Raw genomic sequence first — 18,463 nt, 5'->3', positions numbered from 1 at the left:
ACTACTCCTCGCCGCCGCCGTCGTCCTCGAAGACCTCTTCGATGACCTCGCCGGCCAGGTAGCCGGCGGCCAGGCCACCCGCGACGCCGGCCACCATGCCGCCCGCCCCGGAGCCGTGACCACGCCCGTGGCCGCCGTGACCGTGGCCGCCGCCGTACGCGGGAACGCCGTAGCTCTGGTGCTGAGTGACGGCCTCGCGCACCCAGCCGTCGACGACCTGCACCCAGTCGGCGGTGTCCGCGTCGGCGTGCGGGACGGTGTAGCGGCCGTACGCGTCGTGCCCGCCACTGAACATGCCGCCGCGCTTGTCGAACTCCAGCACCACCTCGACGGTGTGCGGGTTCGTCACGAAGGTGAGCTCGACCTCGTTGATGCCCTGCGCGTACTGGGCCGGCGGGTAGTATTCGATCTCCTGGTAGAACGGCAGGCTCTGCTGCACGCCGGCGATCCGGCCGTACTCCAGGTCGGCCTGCTTGAACTGGAAGCCGAGCCGGGCGAACGCGTCCAGGATGCGCTCCTGCAGCGGCAGCGGGTGCACGGCGATCGGGTCCAGGTCCCCCTTGTCGACGGCCCGGGCGATGGCCACCTCGGTGCGTACACCCATCGTCATGCCGCGCAGGTGCTGACCGTAGACGGCGGTGATCGGCGTCTCCCACGGCAGCACGAGCTGGAACGGCAGCGACAGCTCCTGCTTCTCGGCCAGGCGCAACGGCCCGCTCACCCCGAGGCGGTGGAACTCGCCGGTGGCGCCGTACTCGCCCTGGCCGCCCTCGACCTCGACCCGGGTGACCAGTCCCAGGGTGATGTGCTCGATCTCGACGTCATGGCTGCCACCGACCACATTGACCGTTCCGGTGAGCGTGCCGCCGGGACGCCCGGACGGCTCGGCCAGCACGGTGTCGACACTCGGCCCACCCACACCGAAGGCACCCAGCATCTTCTTGAAGCCCACGAACACCCCTCATCCACCGACGGTCAGGTCGGGCAGAAGCTAACAAGTCCGGCTGAATGCTTCCTGAGAAGGCGATACCACCGGAACTCGCTGGCCGTTCGGCCACGACGAAATCAGCCGAACGTACTGTCACCCGCAGCACGCCGTTCGCGCGTCCTTCCTGGCGTACGCGCGTGAGCCGGCGCCGGTGGCAACGGGGGGCATCGGCTGGCGCGGCCACCGGGGCACACCGCGGAGAAACCGGGTTCGGAGACGAGAAGTGAGCACTGACGCGGCCATTGACCAGCCGCTGTACGCTCACGACTCCTTCCGGACGCCGATCGGACAGCTGGGGATGGACGACGCGCGCGACTCTGCCTACGCGGATTTCGTTCGTGAGCGGTCCCATGCCCTGCTGCGCTCGGCCTTCCTGCTGACCGGCGACCAGCACCTCGCCGAGGACCTCGTGCAGGAGGCGCTGGCCCGCACCCACCGCGCCTGGTCCCGGCTGGAGAAGCCGAGCAACGCCGAGGCGTACGCCCGCAAGGTCATGTATCACGCCCAGGTCTCCCTCTGGCGGCGGCCGAAGGTCGCCGAGTCCCTGCCCGGCGACGACCTGGAACGCCACGCCGGCAGCACCGACGACCCGGCCGAGGCCGCGGTCCGTCGGGTCACCCTGCAACGGGCGCTGCTCTCGCTCAGCCCGAAACAGCGCGCGGTGATCGTGCTGCGCTACTTCGAGGACCACACCGAGGCCGAGGCGGCGCAGATGCTCGGCATCTCGGTCAGCACGGTCAAGACCCAGTGCGGCCGCGCGCTCGACAAGCTCCGCACGCTGGTGCCCGACCTGCGGGTCCTGGCCGACGTGCACGAGGCCGGCCGATGACCGGGCCCGATCCGTTGCGCGACGAGCTGCGCGAGCTGGCCGACGCCGTCGCGCCCGCCGACCTGTACGAACGCTCGCTGGCCCGCTCACGCCGGCTGGGCCGCCGGGAGGCCGCGGTGGGCACGACGGCCGCGGTGGTGGCCCTCGCGTTGCTGGGCAGCGGTCTGTGGCAGCTGCCCCGCTCCGGTCCGCAGCCAGTGGCGCCGGTGGCCGGTCCGCCACTCGCGTCCTCGGGCCCGGTCCCGGCCGCGACTGAGGACAGGAGCACCGCGGCGGCCGACCAGACCAAGGCGCCCCGGCGCCAGAGCCGGCCCGACCGGCCGCGTCCGGCGCGCACCACGAGCAGCCCGCGCTCGACGTCCATCGCCGACCTGCCCGGCCACGTCTTCTACGCGGACACCGGCGACGAGGGCCGGCTGGTCCGGCTGACCCCGGGAGATCAGCCGGAGACGGTGCTCTCGAAGCCGTACGCGACGGTCGGCGTCTCCCCCGACGGGGCCCGGGTGGCCTACGTGGCCGACGGCAGTCTCATGGTGGTGGACACCGGTGGCGGCGAGCCGCAGCAGGCGTACACGGGGACAACCTCGGCGACGCAGGCCCCGGCGTGGTCCCCGGACGGCGCCCAGCTGCTCATCGACGCCACCGAGCCGGCCGTGCTGGACGTGGCCACGGGCGCCCTGAACCCACTGCCCAGCGGCCTGGACGGGCAGCATTTCCGCTGGTCCGGCGACGGCTCCACGCTGGTCTACGCCACCGCCGGCTGCGGGCTGGAGGTCGCGGAGGCGAACGCGCAGTCCGGCACGCCCGTGCCCGAGAGCGATGACACGGCCGGCCGCGCCGCCTGCCGCCCGGTGAGTGTCGACGCCACCGGTGACCTCGTGACCGTGCACCTGGAGCAGAACACCACGAATCCGGCCGGCAGGACGGACTCGGCCGCGGCGCCCGCCGACGCGGTGCTGGACACGGTGACCGGCGACATCGTCGACCTGCCGGTCTCCGGCCGGATCATCGGCGCCGTCTTCGACCCGGCCGGCAACCTGCTGGTCCGCTCGTACCACGACGGCAGACGCAAGCTGTCCCTGTTCGCCCCGGACTTCACCCTGCTCCTGCGGGCCCGCGAGCCGGCCGCGCTGGAGGGCCTCTCGCTGGTGGCCTACACCCGCTGAACGCCGTGCCGGCCGGCACGGATGGTGCGACGATGAGCGGCGATGGCCGTTTCGCAGGAGACCGCACCGCCGGCCTGGTGGCGCCGCACACCGGCCGTCGTAGCCGTCGTCGTGCTCATTCTCGGCACCGAGCTGGTGATCGGGTGGTCGTCGCTGGCCGGGGCGGTGCACCAGCTGCGTACCCCGGCCTGGAACTGGGTCGCCGGCGCGGTCGTCGCCGAGATCGCCTCGATGGGCACCTACGCCCGGATGCAGCAGGCGCTGCTGCGCGGCGCCGGCACCAGCGTCCCGGTACGCCGGCACGTAGCCCTGGCGTACGCGGCCCACTCACTGAGCGCGACGTTGCCCGGCGGCCCGGTCTTCTCCACCGCCTTCAACTTCCGGACCTTGCGCCGCTACGGCGCCTCCTCCGCGGTCGCCTCCTGGTGCATCGCCCTCAGCGGGGTGTTGTCGGCGGGCGCCCTGGTCGTGATCGGTGCCGTCTTCGGCATCCTGACCCGCAGCACCGGCAGCTGGCGGACGTTGCTCTGCTACATGGCCGGCGCGCTGGCCGTCGCGTTCCTGGTGCGCCTGGTGGCCCAGCACCCGGAGTGGCTGATCGGCCCGGCCCGCCGGCTGCTCCGCGGCGTCAACAAGGCGCGCCGGCGGCCCGGGGACTCGGGGCACGCCCGGCTGGTGAACTTCGTCGACCAGCTGCGCTCGGTACGGGTCCGCCCGGCCGACTTCACCATCGCGGTGGTCCTGGCCGTGGCGAACTGGCTGCTGGACGCGCTGTGCCTGTGGATGTGCTGCATCGCGGTCGGCGCCACCGGCATCCATCCGGCGCAGCTGGTCATCGCGTACTGCGCCGGGATGGCCGCGGCCAGCGTGCCGATCGTGCCCGGCGGCCTCGGCGTGGTCGACGGCGCGCTGGTGCTGGGTCTGGTCGCGGGCGGGCTGACCAGCGCTTCCGCGGTGGCAGCGGTGGTGCTCTACCGGCTGATCAGCTTCGGCTTCATCATCGGTACGGGCTGGCTGGTCTGGCTGATCATGCGGGCTAGGGCAGGTACTCCTCGGGGCGTACCGGCGTAGCCGCGGCACCGCCGCGCTTGCCGAACAGCTTCCAGCCCCGCTTCTTCTTCTCCGGCGCCCGGACGTTCTCGCCGTTGAGCACCGCGAGCCGGTGCTGGGCGACCGGGTTCTCCGGCTCCAGTTTCAGCGAGATCAGGAACGCCTGGCGGGCCTGGTCGGCGTGCCCGAGCGCGTCCAGCGTCACGCCGTGGGTGAAGTAGTAGTGCGCCTCGTCGGGGGCCAGCCCGATGGCCGTGCGGGCGGCCTGCTCGGCGTCGGCGTACTGCCGGTCGGCGGCCAGCAGGGACCAGGCGACCCGGTCGTGCCACAGCGGGTTCTTCGGCTCGACGATGACGGCCCGGTAGGCCATGGTCACCGCCTCCTCGTGCCGCCCGAGCAGCGTGAGCGCGCGGCTGGCGATGGCCAGCGGCCGGGGATCCTCCGGGACCAGCGTGATCGCCCGGTTCGCCGCGTCCAGGGCCTTGTCCACCTCGTCCAGCACGAGCCGGATGCGGGCCAGCAGGATCCAGCCGGCGGCGGACTCCGGGTCGGCGGCCAGCACCGGCCCCAGATGGGCCGCCGCGGCCGCCGGGTCCACCCGCTCGAAGAGGGCGGCGGCCCGCGCCACCCCGATCTCCGTGGGCGTGCTCAGCCCGGGCGCGCCGGGCTGCTGCACCCGCGCCCGCGCCGCGTCCAGGTCGGTCATCGCCTTGCTCCGGAGTTAAAGCTCACACCGCCATCATCGGCACCGTCACGGCTGTTCTGAGCGGTTTCCGGGAAACCCACCCAGCAGGAGCACCGCCGCCAGCACCAGGCAGGCCACCGCGCCCGCGGTCGCCTGACGCACCAGCAGCACGGTTCCGACCAGCACCATAACCAGCGCGGGGACGAGCATGGCGCGGTTGCCGGAACTGGCCCGGGCTTTTCGCGGGGCGGGCGCCTCCAGCCCGGCGAGCAGCTGCTTCGCCACCGCGTGCCGCGGATCCAGCTCCAGCACCGCTAGCAGCGTGCGCCGCGCCTGGCTGCGGCGGCCGAGCCCGGCCTGCACGGCGGCCAGCGTGAGCAGCCGGTCCGGGCTGCTCGGCTCCAGCGCGGCGGCGGTCCGGACGGCCTCTTCGGCGTCCGCGAACCGCCCGGCGCCGAGCAGGGCGCGGGCCAGCCGGTCATAGCCGGCGGCCCGGCGGGGATGGGCTCGCACCGCCCGACCGGCGAGATGTACTGCCTCGTCGTGCCGGCCGGCCGCGGTGAGATCGGCGCAGAGCGCGTCGGCCGTGGCAGCGTCCGCCGGGAGGTCGGCGCGGAAGGCGTCGGCCGCGGTGAAGTCGGCGGAGCGGGCGTCGGGAGCGGGATCGTCGTCCGCGCCGGGCGAGGCGTCCAGGTCGAGCGGGGCGTCCGGGTCGGGGGTCACCCGCCTGACGTCGGCAGCCACCCTCCGGACCTGAGGTGGTCGTGCGGCTCGACGGCCGGCACCGACGCGTACGCCCGCACCGGGAACGTGCCGAAGGCGGACACCCGGGGCGGCGCGGCCGTGAACCGGGCACCGGTCGGCGGCAGCTCCCCCAGCCCGGTGAGGTGCTCGACGATCGGGATGCCGGCGGCGAGCAGCAGCGTGTGCGCGGGTCGTTCGCCGGCCGGGGTCATCGCGTCGATGTTCGCCGCGTCGATGCCGACCAGCGCCGCGCCGTGGTCGACCAGCCACTGTGCTCCGGCCGCGCTGAGGTGGGGCGCGTCGACGACGTACTCCGGGGTGGCCCAGTGGACGTCACCGCCGGTGTGCAGCAGCACCGCCCGGCCCGCGACCTCCAGGCCCTCCAGCGCGTCGACGCCGACCGTCCGGACCCCGCTGCCCGCGGTGCGCACGACAACAGCGGGCAGGTCGGCCAGCCGTTCCAGGGGCAGCCCGGCCAGGTCGGTGCCGTCCGGGTAGCGGTGGAACGGGCTGTCCAGGTAGGTACCCGTGTTGCCGGCCATGGTGATCAGGTCGATGGCGAACTCGGTGCCCGGCGCGTACACGGCGCGGGAGGCCTCGCGGGTCAGGTGCGGGGTGAACTGGGGAGCCGGCAGGTCGGGCAGGGTGACCAGTCCCTCGGCGATGACGTGGCTGAGCTCGACCCAGCGCCGGGCCGGCTCGGCCGGGGCGGCTGGGAGGCCCAGATGCGGCTCGGCGAAGATCCGGACGTTGCGCAGCTCGACCCGTTCCACGTCGCGCAGCCGGCACGCCGCCACGAACAGCGCGCCGATCTGCGCCTCGGTGGCGTCGGCGTACGGCACGTCGACTTTGAAACTCTGCGCGTGCAGGCCCCCGCCGGTGCTGAACATGACGGTGGCGTCGAACTCGGCCCGGTACTGCAGCACGGCGTCCCCTTGCTAGTTGAGCTCGATGAGGGCTTCCACGAGCAGCCAGATGCCGAAGATAGCGAAGAGCGCGGCGGCGCCGTACTTGATGACCTTCTCCGGCAGGTGCCGGCCGAGCAGCCGGCCGACCAGGATGGCCAGCGCGTCGGCGGCGACCATGCCCAGGGTGGAGCCGAGCCAGGTGCCGAACCAGCCGTGCTGGGTGGCCAGGGTGATGGTGGCGAGCATCGTCTTGTCGCCCAGCTCGGCCAGGAAGAACGCGCCGCCCACGGCCAGGATCGCCGAGCCGGTCGACCGCTCGGCCTTGGTCTTCTCCTCGTCGGTGAGCTTGTCGCCGCGCAGCGTCCACGCGCCGAACGCGAGGAAGGCGATGCCCGCGACCAGGGAGATCCAGCCGGTCGGCAGGGTGGCGCCGAGACCGTAGCCGATGCCGACGGAGACGGCGTGCACCACGGCGGTGGCCACGGTGATGCCGATCAGCACCGGCACGGGTTTGAAACGGGTGGCGAACGTGAGCGCCATGAGCTGCGATTTGTCGCCCAGCTCGGCGACGAAGATCACCGCGAAACTGAGCGCGGTGGCGACGAGGAACCCGTCCATGAGAACTCCCGGTGAGCAGCGGACCGGGGTTCGGACGCAGGGCGACCTCGACCCGGCCGTGAAGAAACGCGGCCAAGTCGAAGGTCTCGCTCGCCCCGAAATCCCGTACGGCGGATCCGAGGCCGTGTGGCCGGGCTCTCGAACCGCAGAGCCAGTATGTCGACCAGCACGTTGGGAGCTACTCCCCTTCGCGGAACGAAGCCTACCGGGCAGCCCGGTGGATCTCGCTAGGGTTGGCCTGTGAGCCTGGAAACAGCGGTGGACACGGTCGGTCTGGTCCTGCATCCCACCAAACCGGTCGCCGATTCGGTGGCCACGCTGGCGGCCTGGGCGCGTACCCACCGGGGCCGGGTGCTGGCCCGCACGGCCGACGCGGGCCGGGTGCCCGCGGACGTCGAGACCGTTCCGGAGCAGGAGTTCCTCGAGCGGGTCGGTGGCCTGGTGGCGCTGGGTGGCGACGGCACGATGCTGGGCGCGATGCGGCTGGTGGCCGACCGGCCGGTGCCCGTGCTCGGGGTCAACCACGGCAACCTGGGTTTCCTGGTCGAGGTGACGCCCACAACGCTGGGCGAGGCGCTGGAGCAGCTGCACCGCGGGGACTTCACGGTGGAGTCGCACGGCTGCCTGGTGGCCGACGCCGGCCCGGTCGCCCTGACCACCCGCTACGGCTTCAACGACGTGGTGCTCGCCCGGCTCGGGCGCGCCGGCGCGGTCTCGGTGGACCTGACGGTCAACGGCCGGCAGTACGGCTACTACCGCTGCGACGGCGTGGTCATCTCGACGGCGAACGGCTCGACGGCGTACAACTACGCGGCCGGCGGCCCGGTGCTGTCCCCTTCGGCCGCCGCCGTCGTGATCACCCCGGTCGCGCCGATGGCGGGCATCGGGCGGTCGGTGGTGCTCGGCGCGGGTGACCGGGTGGCGCTGACCGTGGCCGCCGACAGCGCGCCGGTCGCGGTGGACGTCGACGGTACGGCGGCCGGCGAGCTCACCGGCGGCGACGTCCTGTCGGCCGGGTTCAGGGAGAAGGCCGCCGAGGTGGTCCGCCTGTCCCCCGACCGGCACCAGAACCGCAGCCAGGTCAAGCTGAGCCTGCTGGATCTGCCGTTGCGCCGGGACCAGCTGCTGGAGCTGATCCCGGCCGAGCTGCGGCACAAGGTCGTGCCGGAGGACTAACGGATGAACTTCTGCAGTTCCAGCCGGGTCCGCACGGCAGCACTCTCAGTGCGCTTCGTCGTGGTCGCGCCTGGTGTCGGGTCCGGCGGCGCGATGGGCTTGCACTGCTTGTCCGACCGGTCCGCCTTGACCCGCCGGGGCAGGGCGCCCGTCGCGAGGTAGGCGGCGACCGTGTGGTCCACGCACCGGTTGCCGAAGAGCGAGCCCGCATGGGTCGTGCCGCCGACGCCCTCGATCAGCGCCGAACGCGGGAAGCGCGTGCGGACCTCGAGGCTGCCCGTGAACGGGGTGGCCGCGTCCAGGGTCTCGCTGATCAGCAGGAGCGGCGGGGCCTTGCGCCCGTCGACCGCGACCGGCTTGCCGGGCTCGCCGGCCCAGTCCCGGCAGGGCGCGTTGTACCAGGCGTTGCCCCAGGTCTCGAAGGGTGCGCGCCGGTGCACCCGCCAGTTGTCGGTCTGCCAGCGCTGCCACGACGCCGGCCAGCGGGCGTCGGTGCACTGCACCCCGAGGTAGATCGCGTAGCCGTTGTCCGAGCCGGGCTCTTGGGTGTTGTTGTCGTCGTAGAGCTTGCGCAGCGCCGCCGGGTCGTCGTCGTTGACCCAGCTCGCGAACGCCGACGCGACCGTCTCCCAGCCGAAGACGTAGTACCCGGCCTGGAGGAAGACGTCGGTCAGCTCGTCCGGGCCGAGGACCCCACCGGCCGGCTTACGGGCCAGCTTCGCCTGCTCGGCGTAGAAGAGCTTCTCGACCTTCCGGGCGGTCCGGCCGAGGTGGTAGACGTCGTCGTGGTCGGCCAGCCAGCGGAAGTAGATCTTGATGTTGCGGTCGAACGCGAGGTCCTGGTCCAGGTTGGCGTCGTACCAGACCCGGCCGGGGTCGACGTTGCCGTCGAGCACCATCCGGCGGACCCGGTCGGGGTGGCGGGTGGCGTACACCTGGCCGAGGTACGTGCCGTACGAGAAGCCGTAGAAGTTGATCTGCTCCACGCCGAGCGCGATCCGCAGCCTTTCCAGGTCCCGCACGGTGTCGGTGGTCCGCAGGTGGTCGAGCAGCGCGCCGCCGTTCTTGGCGCAGGCCGCGGCGTAGCCCTTGGCCCGGGCCAGCCAGGCCTTCTCGATCGCGCGGGTGCTGGGCACGTACGGCGGCCGGTTGTACCCGGCGTACTTCGGGTCACAGGTCAGCGCCGGCTTGCTGGACCCGACGCCGCGCGGGTCGAGGCCGATCCAGTCGTACGCGGCGCCGGCCTTGTCCGGAACCAGATCGCCGAGCACCGGCAGGGCCAGTCCGGAGCCCCCGGGGCCACCCGGGTTCACCACCATGACGCCCTGGTAGTCGCGGTCCGGGACCGAGTGCCTGATCCGGGAGACGGCGAGCTGGATCTTCGGCCCGGCGGGCGCCGCGTGGTCCAGGGGGACGGCCAGGAAGCCGCACTCCGCCTTACGCGTCTTGAGGGCGGCGTTCTCGCACTCGCCCCAGGTGATCGTGGGGTATCCGGGAGCGCCACGCGGCGGCTCCGCGTGCGCGCCGGACGCGACGGCTGCGCCGCCCAGTGCCAGCGCGAACGTGGCGGCAGCCGCCAGAAGTCTTGTCATGCCCAGCCCTTCGTGTGGTTTCGCCCCATATGCTCCGGCGCGAACGACTGTTCAACAGCCGTCCACGCCGGGGGGTTACCACGAAAGAGCCGGTCGGTCAGGCCCGCCGTACCCGCTGAGCAGCCAGCGCGGCCAGTCCGAGCGCGACCACGACCAGTCCGTAGACCACCGTGGTGGGGTGCAGGCCGGCGGAGGTCGCGGCGAGCCCGGCGATCACCGCCGGCAGGCTGAAGGCGACGTACGCGATGGTCAGCGCGACCGCGAACAGCTCGCCGCGCTCGTGCGGGGCGGCCAGCACCGCGAGGGTGCCGAAGCTGGCCAGCGCGGAGGCGCCGAAGCCGATCCCGGCCAGCGCCGTGCCGACCGCGCCGAACACCACGTTCCCCGTCTGTACGCCGACCAGGGTCACCGCGGTGCCCACGGTGAGCAGCGCTCCGGCGATGGTGAGCACCCGCGGCGTGGGCCAGGCCCGCAACGCGAACGCGGTCACCGCGCCGGTGCCGCAGAGCAGGGTCACGACCAGGCCGCCGATCAGATGGTTGGAGAGGCCGAAGACACCGACCGCGACGGACGGGCCGAGCGAGAGATAGAGACCGCCCAGGGCCCAGCTCGCCACGATGATCGGCACGAGAGCGAACACCGCGCCGCGCAGCCGGACCGGCACGCCGAGCCGGGGGATCAGCGACGCGATGCCACCGGGACGCCGGCCTGAGGTCTCCGGCATCACCAGCACGACCAGGGCGGCGACGGCCATCCCGGCGAGCAGCAGGGCGTAGACGAAGTGGGTGGGGCCGGGCGCGAACTGCACCAGCGCACCGGTGCCCAGGGAACCGATCGCCAGACCGGCCGGTGGCACCACGCTGTTGACCAGCCCGGCCCGGCCGGGAGCGTGCGGCGGATTGAGGTCGACCAGAGCCGCACCGAGGGTGGTGAGGGCAGCGCCGGTCGCGATGCCCTGCAGGAAGCGGGCGGCCAGCAGCACGGGGACGTCACCGGCGGCGAGGAAGAGCACGAGGGCGACGATCTCCAGGCCGATTGCGGCGGCGAGCACCGGCCGGCGGCCGACGTGGTCGGAGAGGGCACCGAGCACCAGCAGGGCGCCGATCAGGCCGACGACGTAGACCGCGAAGACGACGGTCAGCGTGACCGCCGAGAAGCCCCACAGCTGCTGGTAGACCACGTAGAGCGGCGAGGGCGCGCTGGACGCGGCCGTGAACGTCACGAAGATCGCCGCGATCGCGGCGAAGGCCACCGGGCGGGACAGGCGTCTGCGGCGGACGGCCGGATCACCGGTACGGGCGGTCGTACGGTTCGCGGTGGTGGTCATGGCACTTCCTCGCCTTCTGAACAGACAGGTCTGTCTGACAACCCCGACACTAGACAGATCTGTCTGCTATCGTCAAACGCATGTCCGCTGCGTCACCTCCGACCCCTGTTGCTCGCAAGCCGTCCGCCCGCGAGCGGCTGCTCGCCGCCGCCGACGAGCTCTTCTACGCGCAGGGCGTGCACACGGTCGGCATCGACCGGGTCATCGAGCACGCCGGCGTGGCCAAGGCCACGCTGTACAGCGCGTTCGGCAGCAAAGACGGGCTGATCCGGGCCTACCTGGAAGGCCGGCACCAGCGCCGCCGGGAACGCATCCTGACCGCACTGGAACGCTTCGGCACCCCGCGCGACCGCCTGCTGGGCGTCTTCGATGTCCTGGCCGAGCTGGCTGCCGCGCCGTCGTTCCGTGGGTGCGCCTTCTACAACGCCAGCGCGGAGTCCCCGCCGGACGGCGTGGTCCAGCAGGTGTGCGACGAGAACCGCGCCTGGACCCGCGGACTGTTCACCGACCTGGCTCGCGAGGCCGGCGCGCGGGACCCCGAGGCGCTGGCCGCCCAGCTGGTGGTCCTCTACGACGGCACCTCGGTCGGCGCCCGGATGGACCGCTCGGCCGCGGCGGCCACCACGGCCCGCGCGGTCGCGGCCGCTCTGCTGGACGCCGCCACCGCCTGAGCGCCACCCGTACGCGCGGGGCCAGAATGCACCGTGCACTATGACCGGAATGTAACGATGCGGTGATGGACTGGCTCCATCCCCTCATGGGGACCACCACCGTGGACGGCCGGGCACCACAGGCGTACATGGTCGCGTTGCAGCACGTCGTGATGACTCTCGACGGCGACCCGGCCTGGCAACGCTGGTGGGACGCGGCGGGCGTACCGGAGTGCGAGCTCGGGATCGTGGCCGAGGGCCCGCTCGACCACCTGCGGCCCAGCGCCGACATCTGCAAGGTCAGCGGCAAGCTGCGGGCCAACTTCACCTGTGCCGCACCGGCGCCCGGCAGCCGGCGCCCGGCGGAGCTGTTCCCGCTGGCAGTGCACGAGGTGACCGGCATGTTCGAGGTGATCCGCGAGGCGATGGGCCTGGGCGCTCTGCCGCCGGTGCCGCCGCTGCCCGACCTGCCGGAGCACGCCCGCGAGCTGGAGGTCACCTGCAAGGCCGTGATGCCGGAGACCGGTGAGGTGGACGCGCAGGGCTACCTGACCCTCACCCAGATCCGGGAGTTCTTCGGCGACGAGGATCCGCAGTCCGTCAGCCGGTGAGCTCCTCGCTGCTCACCCGTTCCGGGCGATGGGCGCCGGGGATCCGCTGCCGGGGCAGGGCGGGCAGCGGAGGGGTCACCACCACGGCGGCGCCGCCCAAGCCGATGCCCGCGTAACGCACCGGGTCGGCCCGGCGCAGCGCGACGCCGTACCCGAGACCGAGCAGGACCAGGATGCCCGCGGCGCCCGCGCGCTCCGGCCACCGGTCGATCCCGGCCCCCGCGTACGCGTATCCCCCGATCACCGCCCCCGCCACCACCGTCGGCACCGCCGACGCCGGGGCACGACGGCCCAGCGCCGCGGGCAGCACCCGCTCCCGCCCCAGCGCGTTCAGGTGGCGGGCGATCACCTCCTGCAGCGCGATCATCGCCGCGAGCAGCCCGACGACCAGCACTGCCCGGCCCAGGCCGACCGCCCAGGGCCCGAATGTGCGCGCCACCGCTCCCTCCGGCGCGGTGCCCCCGATCGCCCAGCTCGCTGCCGCGAACAGCAGGGCGAGCAGCGTGACGCAGGCAGGCATCACTCGACGTAGATGCCGGGTCTGTCCGATATGGACGGCCGTGGTCTCGAAACCGGCAAAGGTCAGTGCCGCGGAGACCAGCCGGGCCGTCGTGACCCAGCCCGAGGTGAAGACGAGCAGCAGCAGCCCTACCCCGGGAAAGAGCAGAGGCGGGACGGACACCTCCGCGGCAAGCGGGGCGGTTACCGCGACGGCGAACAGGACGGCGGCCGGTGGGCGAAGCGGGGGCACCGCTTCATTCAGGCCCGCACCGGCCGCCGTTGACAACCGCTAGTGATCAAGCACTAACCGAAAGTGACAAGATTGGCACATCACGGCTCGATGAGGATCTTCCGTCCCACCCCGGCCCGGAACTGGTCGAGCGCCTGCGCATAACTGTCCAGCGGGAACCGGTGACTCACGAAGATCTCCGGCGCCAGCACCCCGGCCGCCATCAGCTCCCCGGCCCGGTCGAAACTGTGCAGCACCGCCATCGAGCCGGTGATGGTGATCTCGCGCCGGTAGATCTCGTACGGCTCGATCTCCACCCGGGCGTCGTAGCCGGACACCCCGAACTGCAGGAATGTGCCGCCCCGGCCGACCCGGGCGAGCCCGTCCCGGATCGCCGGCGCCGCACCGGTGCAATCGATCACGACGTCCCAGCCGCGCGGCGCGTCGAGCTCGTCGGCACTGGTCACGGCCGCGCTGCAGCCGAGCCGCTTGGCCGTCTCCAGACGCTCGGGATTGAGATCCACCATGGACACCGTCGCCGCGCCGGCCCGCTTGGCCAGCTCCAGCATCATCAGCCCCATCGTGCCGGAACCGTAGATCAGGAACGTGTCGGCCATCCGGCGGGGCAGCACGTCGAAGCCCCGGACCGCGCAGGACAGCGGCTCGATCAGCGCGGCGTCGCGGGCGGCCAGGTGCGGCGGCAGCTTGAACAGGTTCGCCATCGGGGCGGCCACGAACTCGGCCGCACCGCCGCTGCGGGTCACCCCGATCGCGTTCCAGTTCTCGCACTGGTTGCCCCGCGCCCGCTTGCAGTAGTAGCAGTAACCGCAGTACAGCGACGGGTCGACCGCGACCTGATCGCCGACCGCGTACCCGGTGACCTGCGCGCCGAGTTCCACGATCTCGCCGGCGAACTCGTGGCCCGGCACGATCGGGAAGGACGGCGCGAACTCCCCGTCCATGATGTGCAGGTCGGTGCCGCAGATGCCGACCGCGGCCGGCCGGACCACCACGTCGTACGGGCCCGGGGTGGGATCCGGCACGGTCTGCACCGCGATCGTGCCGGGGGTGACGACGACGGCTGCCTTCACTTGACCGCTCCCATCGAGAGTCCACGGACCAGCTTGTTCTGCGCGACCCAGCCGGCCAGCAGCACCGGCAGCGAGAGCAGGACGGCGGCGGCGGACAGGTCGGCCAGGAACGGGCCCCGGCCGGAGATGAAACCGAGCAGGAAGATCGGCGCCGTGCTGGCGTTCGTGTCGGTCAGGTTCACCGCCAGGAAGAACTCGTTCCAGGTGAAGATGAAGCAGATCAGCGCGGTGGCGGCCAGACCGGGCGACACCATCGGCAGGATGATCCGCCGGATCGAGGTGATCAGGCCCGCGCCGTCGACCTCGCCGGCCTCCAGCACCTCACGCGGCACCTCCAGCAGGAACGACCGCATCATCCAGATGGCCAGCGGCAGGTTCATCGAGGTGTAGAGGATGACCATCGTCCAGATGTTGTCCTTCATGCCGATCTTCACCGTCAGCAGGTACACCGGCAGCACCGCGGCGACGACCGGCATCATCTTGGTGGAGATGAAGAAGAACAGCGCGTCGCTCCACTTGGCCACCGGGCGCAGGGACAACGCGTACGCCGCCGGGGTCGCCAGCATCACCACGATCAGCGTGGAGAACACGCTGGCCATCAGCGAGTTCAGCAGGAACGGCGTGATGTTGCTGTCGAACACGTTGGAGAAGTGCTCGAAGGTGGGCGTGAAGAACCAGACGGGCGGGTTGGTGGTGACGTCCTTGGACTGCTTGAGGCTGGTCAGCAGCATCCAGATGACCGGGAAGACGAAGATGATCCCGGCGATCCAAGCCACCACGCCCCAGGCCGCGTTCTGCATCCGGCGGCCACCGGCGGTTGCGGTGCTCATCGGCCCTCCTCCACCTTGAACAGACCCGAGATGACCCGCAGGGCGAAGGTCGCCACGATGATCGTCAGGATGACCACGACGACGCCGGCCGCGGAGGCCTCGCCGTACTCGAACTTGCTGAAGATGGTCTGGTAGATCTCGTACGGCAGGTTGGTGGTCGCCGTGCCGGGACCGCCCTGGGTGATCGTGTAGATCGCGTCGAAGGTGTTCACCAGGTAGATCGAGCCCAGCAGCGCGCCCAGCTCCAGGTACTGGCGCAGGTGCGGCAGGGTCATCCGGGTGAAGATGCGCCAGGCGCCGGCGCCGTCCATCCGGGCTGCCTCCAGCACGTCGTTGCTCTGCGACTGCAGGCCGGCCAGCAGGATCAGCATCATGAACGGCGTCCACTGCCAGACCAGCGTGGTGATGATGGCCGTCTTGGGATACGACGTCGCCCAGGCGGTGCTGCCCCCGAAGATGCCGTTGATCAGGCCGTAATCCGGGTTGTAGATGCCGTGCTTCCACAGCAGCGCGGCGGCCACCGGCATGATCAGGAACGGCGTGATCAGCATGGTCCGCACGACGGACCGGCCGAAGAACTTGCGGTCCAGCAGGATGGCCAGGGCCAGCCCCAGGATCATCGAGAAGATCACCGCACCGGCGGTCAGCACCACCGTGTTGAGCAGGGCGGACCGCAGCCGGTTGTCGGTGAGCACGGTGACGTAGTTGTCGATGCCGACGAACTTCTTCGAACCCGGGCGCAGCGCGTTCCAGCTGAGCGTGGAGAAGTAGATCGTGACCAGGAACGGCACCTGGGTCACGATGATGGCGAAGATCAGTGCGGGCAGCAGGGGCGCCCGCCGTACCCAGCGGTCCTTGGCGCCCCCGCGGGAGACGGGCGGCGGGGCCTCGGTGTGCGCGTCCGCCCGGGTGATGACGTCGGTCATTGCTAACCTTCCGGTCGGTGCGGGGGCGCCGTCAGGACGGCGCCCCCGCGGGCACTACTTGTAGTTCTTCGCCACTTCTTCGGCGAGTTTCTGTCCGTCGTTCAGTGCCGCGTCGACCGTCTTGCTTCCGGCCAGGGAGGCGCTGAGCTCCTGCGAGAGCTTGGTGCCGAGGTCCGCGAACTCGGGGATGCCGACGAACTGCACGCCCAGCGCGGGCCGGGGCTGCAGACCCGGGTTGGTCGGGTTGGCGTTCTCGATCGAACCGAGCGTGATGTCCGCGAAGGCCTTGGCCGACTCCTTGTACTCCGGGATCGAGTACGTCGAGGTGCGCTTGCCGGACGGCACCCGGGACCAGCCGAGCTTCTCGCCGACCAGCTTCTCGTAGTCCTTGCTGGTCGCCCAGGAGATGAACTTCCAGGCGTTGTCGGCCTTCTTGGTGGTCTTGGGCATCGCGAACGCCCAGGTCCACAGCCAGCCGGAGTACTCGGTCTTGTTGACCGGGGCGTACGCGTAACCGACCTTGCCGGCCACCTTGGACGAGTTCGGGTCCTCGAGCGTGCCGGCCGCGGAGGTGGCGTCGTACCACATCGCCGCCTTGCCCTGACCGAACGTGTTCAGGCACTCGGTGAAGCCGGCCTGCGGCGCGCCGGACTCGCCGTGCTGCTTGACCAGGTTGACGTAGAAGTTGGCGGCTTCCTTGAACTCGGGTGCGTTGACCTTCGGGGTCCAGTCCTTCTCGAACCAGGTGCCGCCGTAGGTGTTGACGACCGTGGTCAGCGGGGCGAACATCTCGCCCCAGCCGGGCAGGCCGCGCAGGCAGATGCCGGCCACGCCCTTGTTCTTGTCGTCCAGCTTAGCGGCGAACTCGGCGACCTGCGCCCAGGTCGGCTTCTCCGGCATCTTGAGGCCCTTGGCCTCGAACATCTCCTTGTTGTACATGAGGAACGACGACTCGCCGTAGAACGGCGCCGCGTACATCTTGCCGTCGTCGCCGGTCAGCGACTGCACCATCGGCTTGATCAGGTCGGCCTGGTCGTACGCCGAGTCGGCCGCCGCCTGCGTGGAGACCTCGTGCAGCCAGCCGTTCTTGGCCCAGATGGGCACCTCGTACGCGCCGACCGTGACGGCGTCGTACTGACCGCCCTGGTTGGCGACGTCCTGGGTGACCTTGTCGCGCAGTTCGTTCTCGGGAAGGATCGTGAACTTCACCGTGACACCGGACTGCTTGGTGAAGTTGTCGGCGGTGAGCTTCTGGATGTCCTCCATCTGCGGGTTGCCGACCATGAGCACGGTGATGGTGTTGTCGGCGGTGTCGCCCCCGCCGGTCGAACCGGCGCCGGAACACCCGGAGAGCACGAGGGCGCCCGCGGTCGCCCCCGCGATCAGCAGAGAAAGCTTCTTACCTGGTTTCTGCACAGCAGATCCTCCGTTTGCAGACATGCGCGAACCGTGCCGGCGATCGAAAAATGGCCGGCAGTGTAGGGCGAAAATGTTTTTCCGGTCAGACCCGGATGACCTGGGGCCCGAGCCGGGAATAGCGGTGCGCCTCGGACGCCGGCAGTCCGGTGTCCGTGACCAGTGATTCGAAATCCGATATCTCGGCGAAGCGGCAGAACGTCCGCACGCCGAACTTCGTGTGAACGCCGGCGAATATCCGCCGGCGGGCGGCCCGGACGGCGTGCGCCTTGACGTCGGCGACGGCCGGGTCCGGGGTGGTGAGGCCCACCTCGCGGCTGATGCCGTTGGCGCCGACGAAGGCGAGATCGATGACGAAGCCGGCCAGCATGCCGCTGGCCCAGTGGTCGACCGTGGCCAGCGTGCGGCCACGGACCCGGCCGCCGAGCAGCAGCACGGTCGCCGGGCTGGAGGTGGACAGCCAGGCCGCCGTGTTCAGCGAGGCCGTGACGACGGTGAGCGGCCGGTCGGTGGGCAGGGCCTCGGCGATGAGCTGCGGGGTGAACCCCTCGTCGATGAAGATGGTCTCCGCGTCCCCGAGCAGCCCCACCGCCGCGGCGGCGATCCGCCGCTTCTCGGGCACGCCCCGGGTGGTGCGCATGGCCAGGTCGGTCTCGAATTTGGCGGTCTCCACCGGATACGCACCACCGTGCGTACGCCGCAGTAGTCCGTGCTTTTCGAGCAGGCGCAGATCGCGCCGAATGGTCTCGGCGGAAACTGTCAGTTCGGCGGCCAGTTTGGCGACGTCCACCTCACCCTGCCGGCGGGCCAGGGCGACGATCTGATGCTGTCGTTCTTCCGCGTTCACCATTCCACCTCCGGCCGCCCACCCAGCATTCGCTCATCCGCTGCTGCCGTGGACCATTTGTAACACCGGGGAAACGTGTGGTCCCCATCACAGACCAGGCTGATTCGGTGTGTCTCTGCCCGCTTCGGTACGGCCGCTACCCGGTGGATATCATCCCATTCACCGGCGAAAGCGGACGAAGGTCATGCCCGAATGATCGAAAATTCTGCCCGGTCGCTGCCCGGTGGTGTGAACTCGGTAGACCGCGGCGGGCCCGAGCGGGCGTACGGGCCTCGCGAA

At 71.2% G+C, this 18,463-nt stretch carries 19 protein-coding genes; 6 read left to right on the top strand and 13 right to left on the bottom strand.

Annotated elements, in window-relative coordinates; translation table 11 throughout:
* Position 1: 1 nt before the first annotated feature.
* On the bottom strand, positions 2–952 hold the full coding sequence (locus tag ACWEOZ_RS03775; protein ID WP_451909247.1) for a sporulation protein: 951 nt from the start codon (positions 950–952) through the stop codon (positions 2–4).
* Between the two features lie 334 nt (positions 953–1,286).
* On the opposite strand from ACWEOZ_RS03775, the gene ACWEOZ_RS03770 reads away from it, so the two are divergent.
* The 3 genes from ACWEOZ_RS03770 to ACWEOZ_RS03760 are packed head-to-tail and all read left to right on the top strand — an operon-like array spanning position 1,287 to position 4,054.
* The gene (locus ACWEOZ_RS03770; RefSeq protein ID WP_451909246.1) at positions 1,287–1,817 is read left to right on the top strand and encodes a SigE family RNA polymerase sigma factor; all 531 of its coding nucleotides are present in this window, start codon (positions 1,287–1,289) and stop codon (positions 1,815–1,817) included.
* Positions 1,814–2,983 carry a hypothetical protein gene (locus ACWEOZ_RS03765; RefSeq protein WP_451909205.1) on the top strand — a complete coding sequence of 390 codons (1,170 nt, stop codon included), beginning with the start codon at positions 1,814–1,816 and terminating at the stop codon, positions 2,981–2,983. The genes ACWEOZ_RS03770 and ACWEOZ_RS03765 overlap by 4 nt, the downstream gene beginning before the upstream one ends.
* Before the next feature lie 42 nt (positions 2,984–3,025).
* Positions 3,026–4,054: a lysylphosphatidylglycerol synthase transmembrane domain-containing protein gene (locus tag ACWEOZ_RS03760; protein ID WP_451909204.1), complete on the top strand. Its 1,029-nt coding sequence runs from the start codon at positions 3,026–3,028 to the stop codon at positions 4,052–4,054.
* Here ACWEOZ_RS03760 and ACWEOZ_RS03755 read toward each other — a convergent pair.
* The 4 genes from ACWEOZ_RS03755 to ACWEOZ_RS03740 are packed head-to-tail and all read right to left on the bottom strand — an operon-like array spanning position 4,020 to position 6,988.
* On the bottom strand, positions 4,020–4,739 hold the full coding sequence (locus ACWEOZ_RS03755) for a tetratricopeptide repeat protein (RefSeq protein ID WP_451909203.1): 720 nt from the start codon (positions 4,737–4,739) through the stop codon (positions 4,020–4,022). The two genes, ACWEOZ_RS03760 and ACWEOZ_RS03755, sit on opposite strands and share 35 nt — an antisense overlap.
* Positions 4,740–4,784: 45 nt before the next feature.
* The gene (locus tag ACWEOZ_RS03750; RefSeq protein ID WP_451909202.1) at positions 4,785–5,462 is read right to left on the bottom strand and encodes a tetratricopeptide repeat protein; all 678 of its coding nucleotides are present in this window, start codon (positions 5,460–5,462) and stop codon (positions 4,785–4,787) included.
* Entirely contained in the window at positions 5,438–6,388 is a 951-nt protein-coding gene (locus tag ACWEOZ_RS03745) for a cyclase family protein (RefSeq protein ID WP_451909201.1), read from the bottom strand. The genes ACWEOZ_RS03750 and ACWEOZ_RS03745 overlap by 25 nt, the downstream gene beginning before the upstream one ends.
* Before the next feature lie 12 nt (positions 6,389–6,400).
* Positions 6,401–6,988: a TMEM165/GDT1 family protein gene (locus ACWEOZ_RS03740; RefSeq protein ID WP_360551232.1), complete on the bottom strand. Its 588-nt coding sequence runs from the start codon at positions 6,986–6,988 to the stop codon at positions 6,401–6,403.
* Between the two features lie 240 nt (positions 6,989–7,228).
* On the opposite strand from ACWEOZ_RS03740, the gene ACWEOZ_RS03735 reads away from it, so the two are divergent.
* Positions 7,229–8,164 carry an NAD(+)/NADH kinase gene (locus ACWEOZ_RS03735; protein ID WP_451909200.1) on the top strand — a complete coding sequence of 312 codons (936 nt, stop codon included), beginning with the start codon at positions 7,229–7,231 and terminating at the stop codon, positions 8,162–8,164.
* Here ACWEOZ_RS03735 and ACWEOZ_RS03730 read toward each other — a convergent pair.
* Positions 8,161–9,756: an alpha/beta fold hydrolase gene (locus tag ACWEOZ_RS03730; protein WP_451909199.1), complete on the bottom strand. Its 1,596-nt coding sequence runs from the start codon at positions 9,754–9,756 to the stop codon at positions 8,161–8,163. The genes ACWEOZ_RS03735 and ACWEOZ_RS03730 overlap by 4 nt on opposite strands.
* A gap of 97 nt (positions 9,757–9,853) precedes the next feature.
* Positions 9,854–11,083 carry an MFS transporter gene (locus ACWEOZ_RS03725; RefSeq protein ID WP_451909198.1) on the bottom strand — a complete coding sequence of 410 codons (1,230 nt, stop codon included), beginning with the start codon at positions 11,081–11,083 and terminating at the stop codon, positions 9,854–9,856.
* Between the two features lie 80 nt (positions 11,084–11,163).
* On the opposite strand from ACWEOZ_RS03725, the gene ACWEOZ_RS03720 reads away from it, so the two are divergent.
* Positions 11,164–11,754 carry a TetR/AcrR family transcriptional regulator gene (locus ACWEOZ_RS03720; RefSeq protein ID WP_451909197.1) on the top strand — a complete coding sequence of 197 codons (591 nt, stop codon included), beginning with the start codon at positions 11,164–11,166 and terminating at the stop codon, positions 11,752–11,754.
* 86 nt (positions 11,755–11,840) lie between these two features.
* Positions 11,841–12,344 carry a hypothetical protein gene (locus tag ACWEOZ_RS03715; protein ID WP_451909196.1) on the top strand — a complete coding sequence of 168 codons (504 nt, stop codon included), beginning with the start codon at positions 11,841–11,843 and terminating at the stop codon, positions 12,342–12,344.
* Here ACWEOZ_RS03715 and ACWEOZ_RS03710 read toward each other — a convergent pair.
* The 6 genes from ACWEOZ_RS03710 to ACWEOZ_RS03685 all read right to left on the bottom strand — a co-directional run bounded on the left by ACWEOZ_RS03710 (position 12,334) and on the right by ACWEOZ_RS03685 (position 18,187).
* On the bottom strand, positions 12,334–13,095 hold the full coding sequence (locus ACWEOZ_RS03710) for a hypothetical protein (RefSeq protein WP_451909195.1): 762 nt from the start codon (positions 13,093–13,095) through the stop codon (positions 12,334–12,336). The genes ACWEOZ_RS03715 and ACWEOZ_RS03710 overlap by 11 nt on opposite strands.
* A gap of 80 nt (positions 13,096–13,175) precedes the next feature.
* The gene (locus ACWEOZ_RS03705; protein ID WP_451909194.1) at positions 13,176–14,165 is read right to left on the bottom strand and encodes a zinc-dependent alcohol dehydrogenase family protein; all 990 of its coding nucleotides are present in this window, start codon (positions 14,163–14,165) and stop codon (positions 13,176–13,178) included.
* Positions 14,162–14,995: a carbohydrate ABC transporter permease gene (locus tag ACWEOZ_RS03700; RefSeq protein WP_451909193.1), complete on the bottom strand. Its 834-nt coding sequence runs from the start codon at positions 14,993–14,995 to the stop codon at positions 14,162–14,164. The genes ACWEOZ_RS03705 and ACWEOZ_RS03700 overlap by 4 nt, the downstream gene beginning before the upstream one ends.
* Positions 14,992–15,921 (bottom strand): carbohydrate ABC transporter permease, encoded by a 930-nt coding sequence (locus tag ACWEOZ_RS03695; protein ID WP_451909192.1) that lies wholly within the window; start codon positions 15,919–15,921, stop codon positions 14,992–14,994. The genes ACWEOZ_RS03700 and ACWEOZ_RS03695 overlap by 4 nt, the downstream gene beginning before the upstream one ends.
* A gap of 54 nt (positions 15,922–15,975) precedes the next feature.
* Positions 15,976–17,337: an ABC transporter substrate-binding protein gene (locus ACWEOZ_RS03690; RefSeq protein WP_451909191.1), complete on the bottom strand. Its 1,362-nt coding sequence runs from the start codon at positions 17,335–17,337 to the stop codon at positions 15,976–15,978.
* 85 nt (positions 17,338–17,422) lie between these two features.
* Complete coding sequence (locus tag ACWEOZ_RS03685) at positions 17,423–18,187, bottom strand: DeoR/GlpR family DNA-binding transcription regulator (protein ID WP_451909190.1); 765 nt, start codon at positions 18,185–18,187, stop codon at positions 17,423–17,425.
* Positions 18,188–18,463 lie beyond the last annotated feature (276 nt).

The organism is Actinoplanes sp. NPDC004185, from assembly GCF_053603475.1.
This window is presented reverse-complemented; position numbering and strand designations above follow the sequence as displayed.

Excerpts from the sequence above, each read along its gene's own strand:
- ACWEOZ_RS03770 (WP_451909246.1), top strand. The coding sequence starts at position 1,287 with ATGGACGACGCGCGCGACTCTGCCTACGCGGATTTCGTTCGTGAGCGG.
- ACWEOZ_RS03695 (WP_451909192.1), bottom strand. The coding sequence starts at position 15,921 with ATGACCGACGTCATCACCCGGGCGGACGCGCACACCGAGGCCCCGCCG.
- ACWEOZ_RS03700 (WP_451909193.1), bottom strand. The coding sequence starts at position 14,995 with ATGAGCACCGCAACCGCCGGTGGCCGCCGGATGCAGAACGCGGCCTGG.
- ACWEOZ_RS03730 (WP_451909199.1), bottom strand. The coding sequence starts at position 9,756 with ATGACAAGACTTCTGGCGGCTGCCGCCACGTTCGCGCTGGCACTGGGC.
- ACWEOZ_RS03720 (WP_451909197.1), top strand. The coding sequence starts at position 11,164 with ATGTCCGCTGCGTCACCTCCGACCCCTGTTGCTCGCAAGCCGTCCGCC.
- ACWEOZ_RS03685 (WP_451909190.1), bottom strand. The coding sequence starts at position 18,187 with ATGGTGAACGCGGAAGAACGACAGCATCAGATCGTCGCCCTGGCCCGC.
- ACWEOZ_RS03760 (WP_451909204.1), top strand. The coding sequence starts at position 3,026 with ATGGCCGTTTCGCAGGAGACCGCACCGCCGGCCTGGTGGCGCCGCACA.
- ACWEOZ_RS03740 (WP_360551232.1), bottom strand. The coding sequence starts at position 6,988 with ATGGACGGGTTCCTCGTCGCCACCGCGCTCAGTTTCGCGGTGATCTTC.
- ACWEOZ_RS03755 (WP_451909203.1), bottom strand. The coding sequence starts at position 4,739 with ATGACCGACCTGGACGCGGCGCGGGCGCGGGTGCAGCAGCCCGGCGCG.
- ACWEOZ_RS03765 (WP_451909205.1), top strand. The coding sequence starts at position 1,814 with ATGACCGGGCCCGATCCGTTGCGCGACGAGCTGCGCGAGCTGGCCGAC.
- ACWEOZ_RS03715 (WP_451909196.1), top strand. The coding sequence starts at position 11,841 with ATGGGGACCACCACCGTGGACGGCCGGGCACCACAGGCGTACATGGTC.
- ACWEOZ_RS03725 (WP_451909198.1), bottom strand. The coding sequence starts at position 11,083 with ATGACCACCACCGCGAACCGTACGACCGCCCGTACCGGTGATCCGGCC.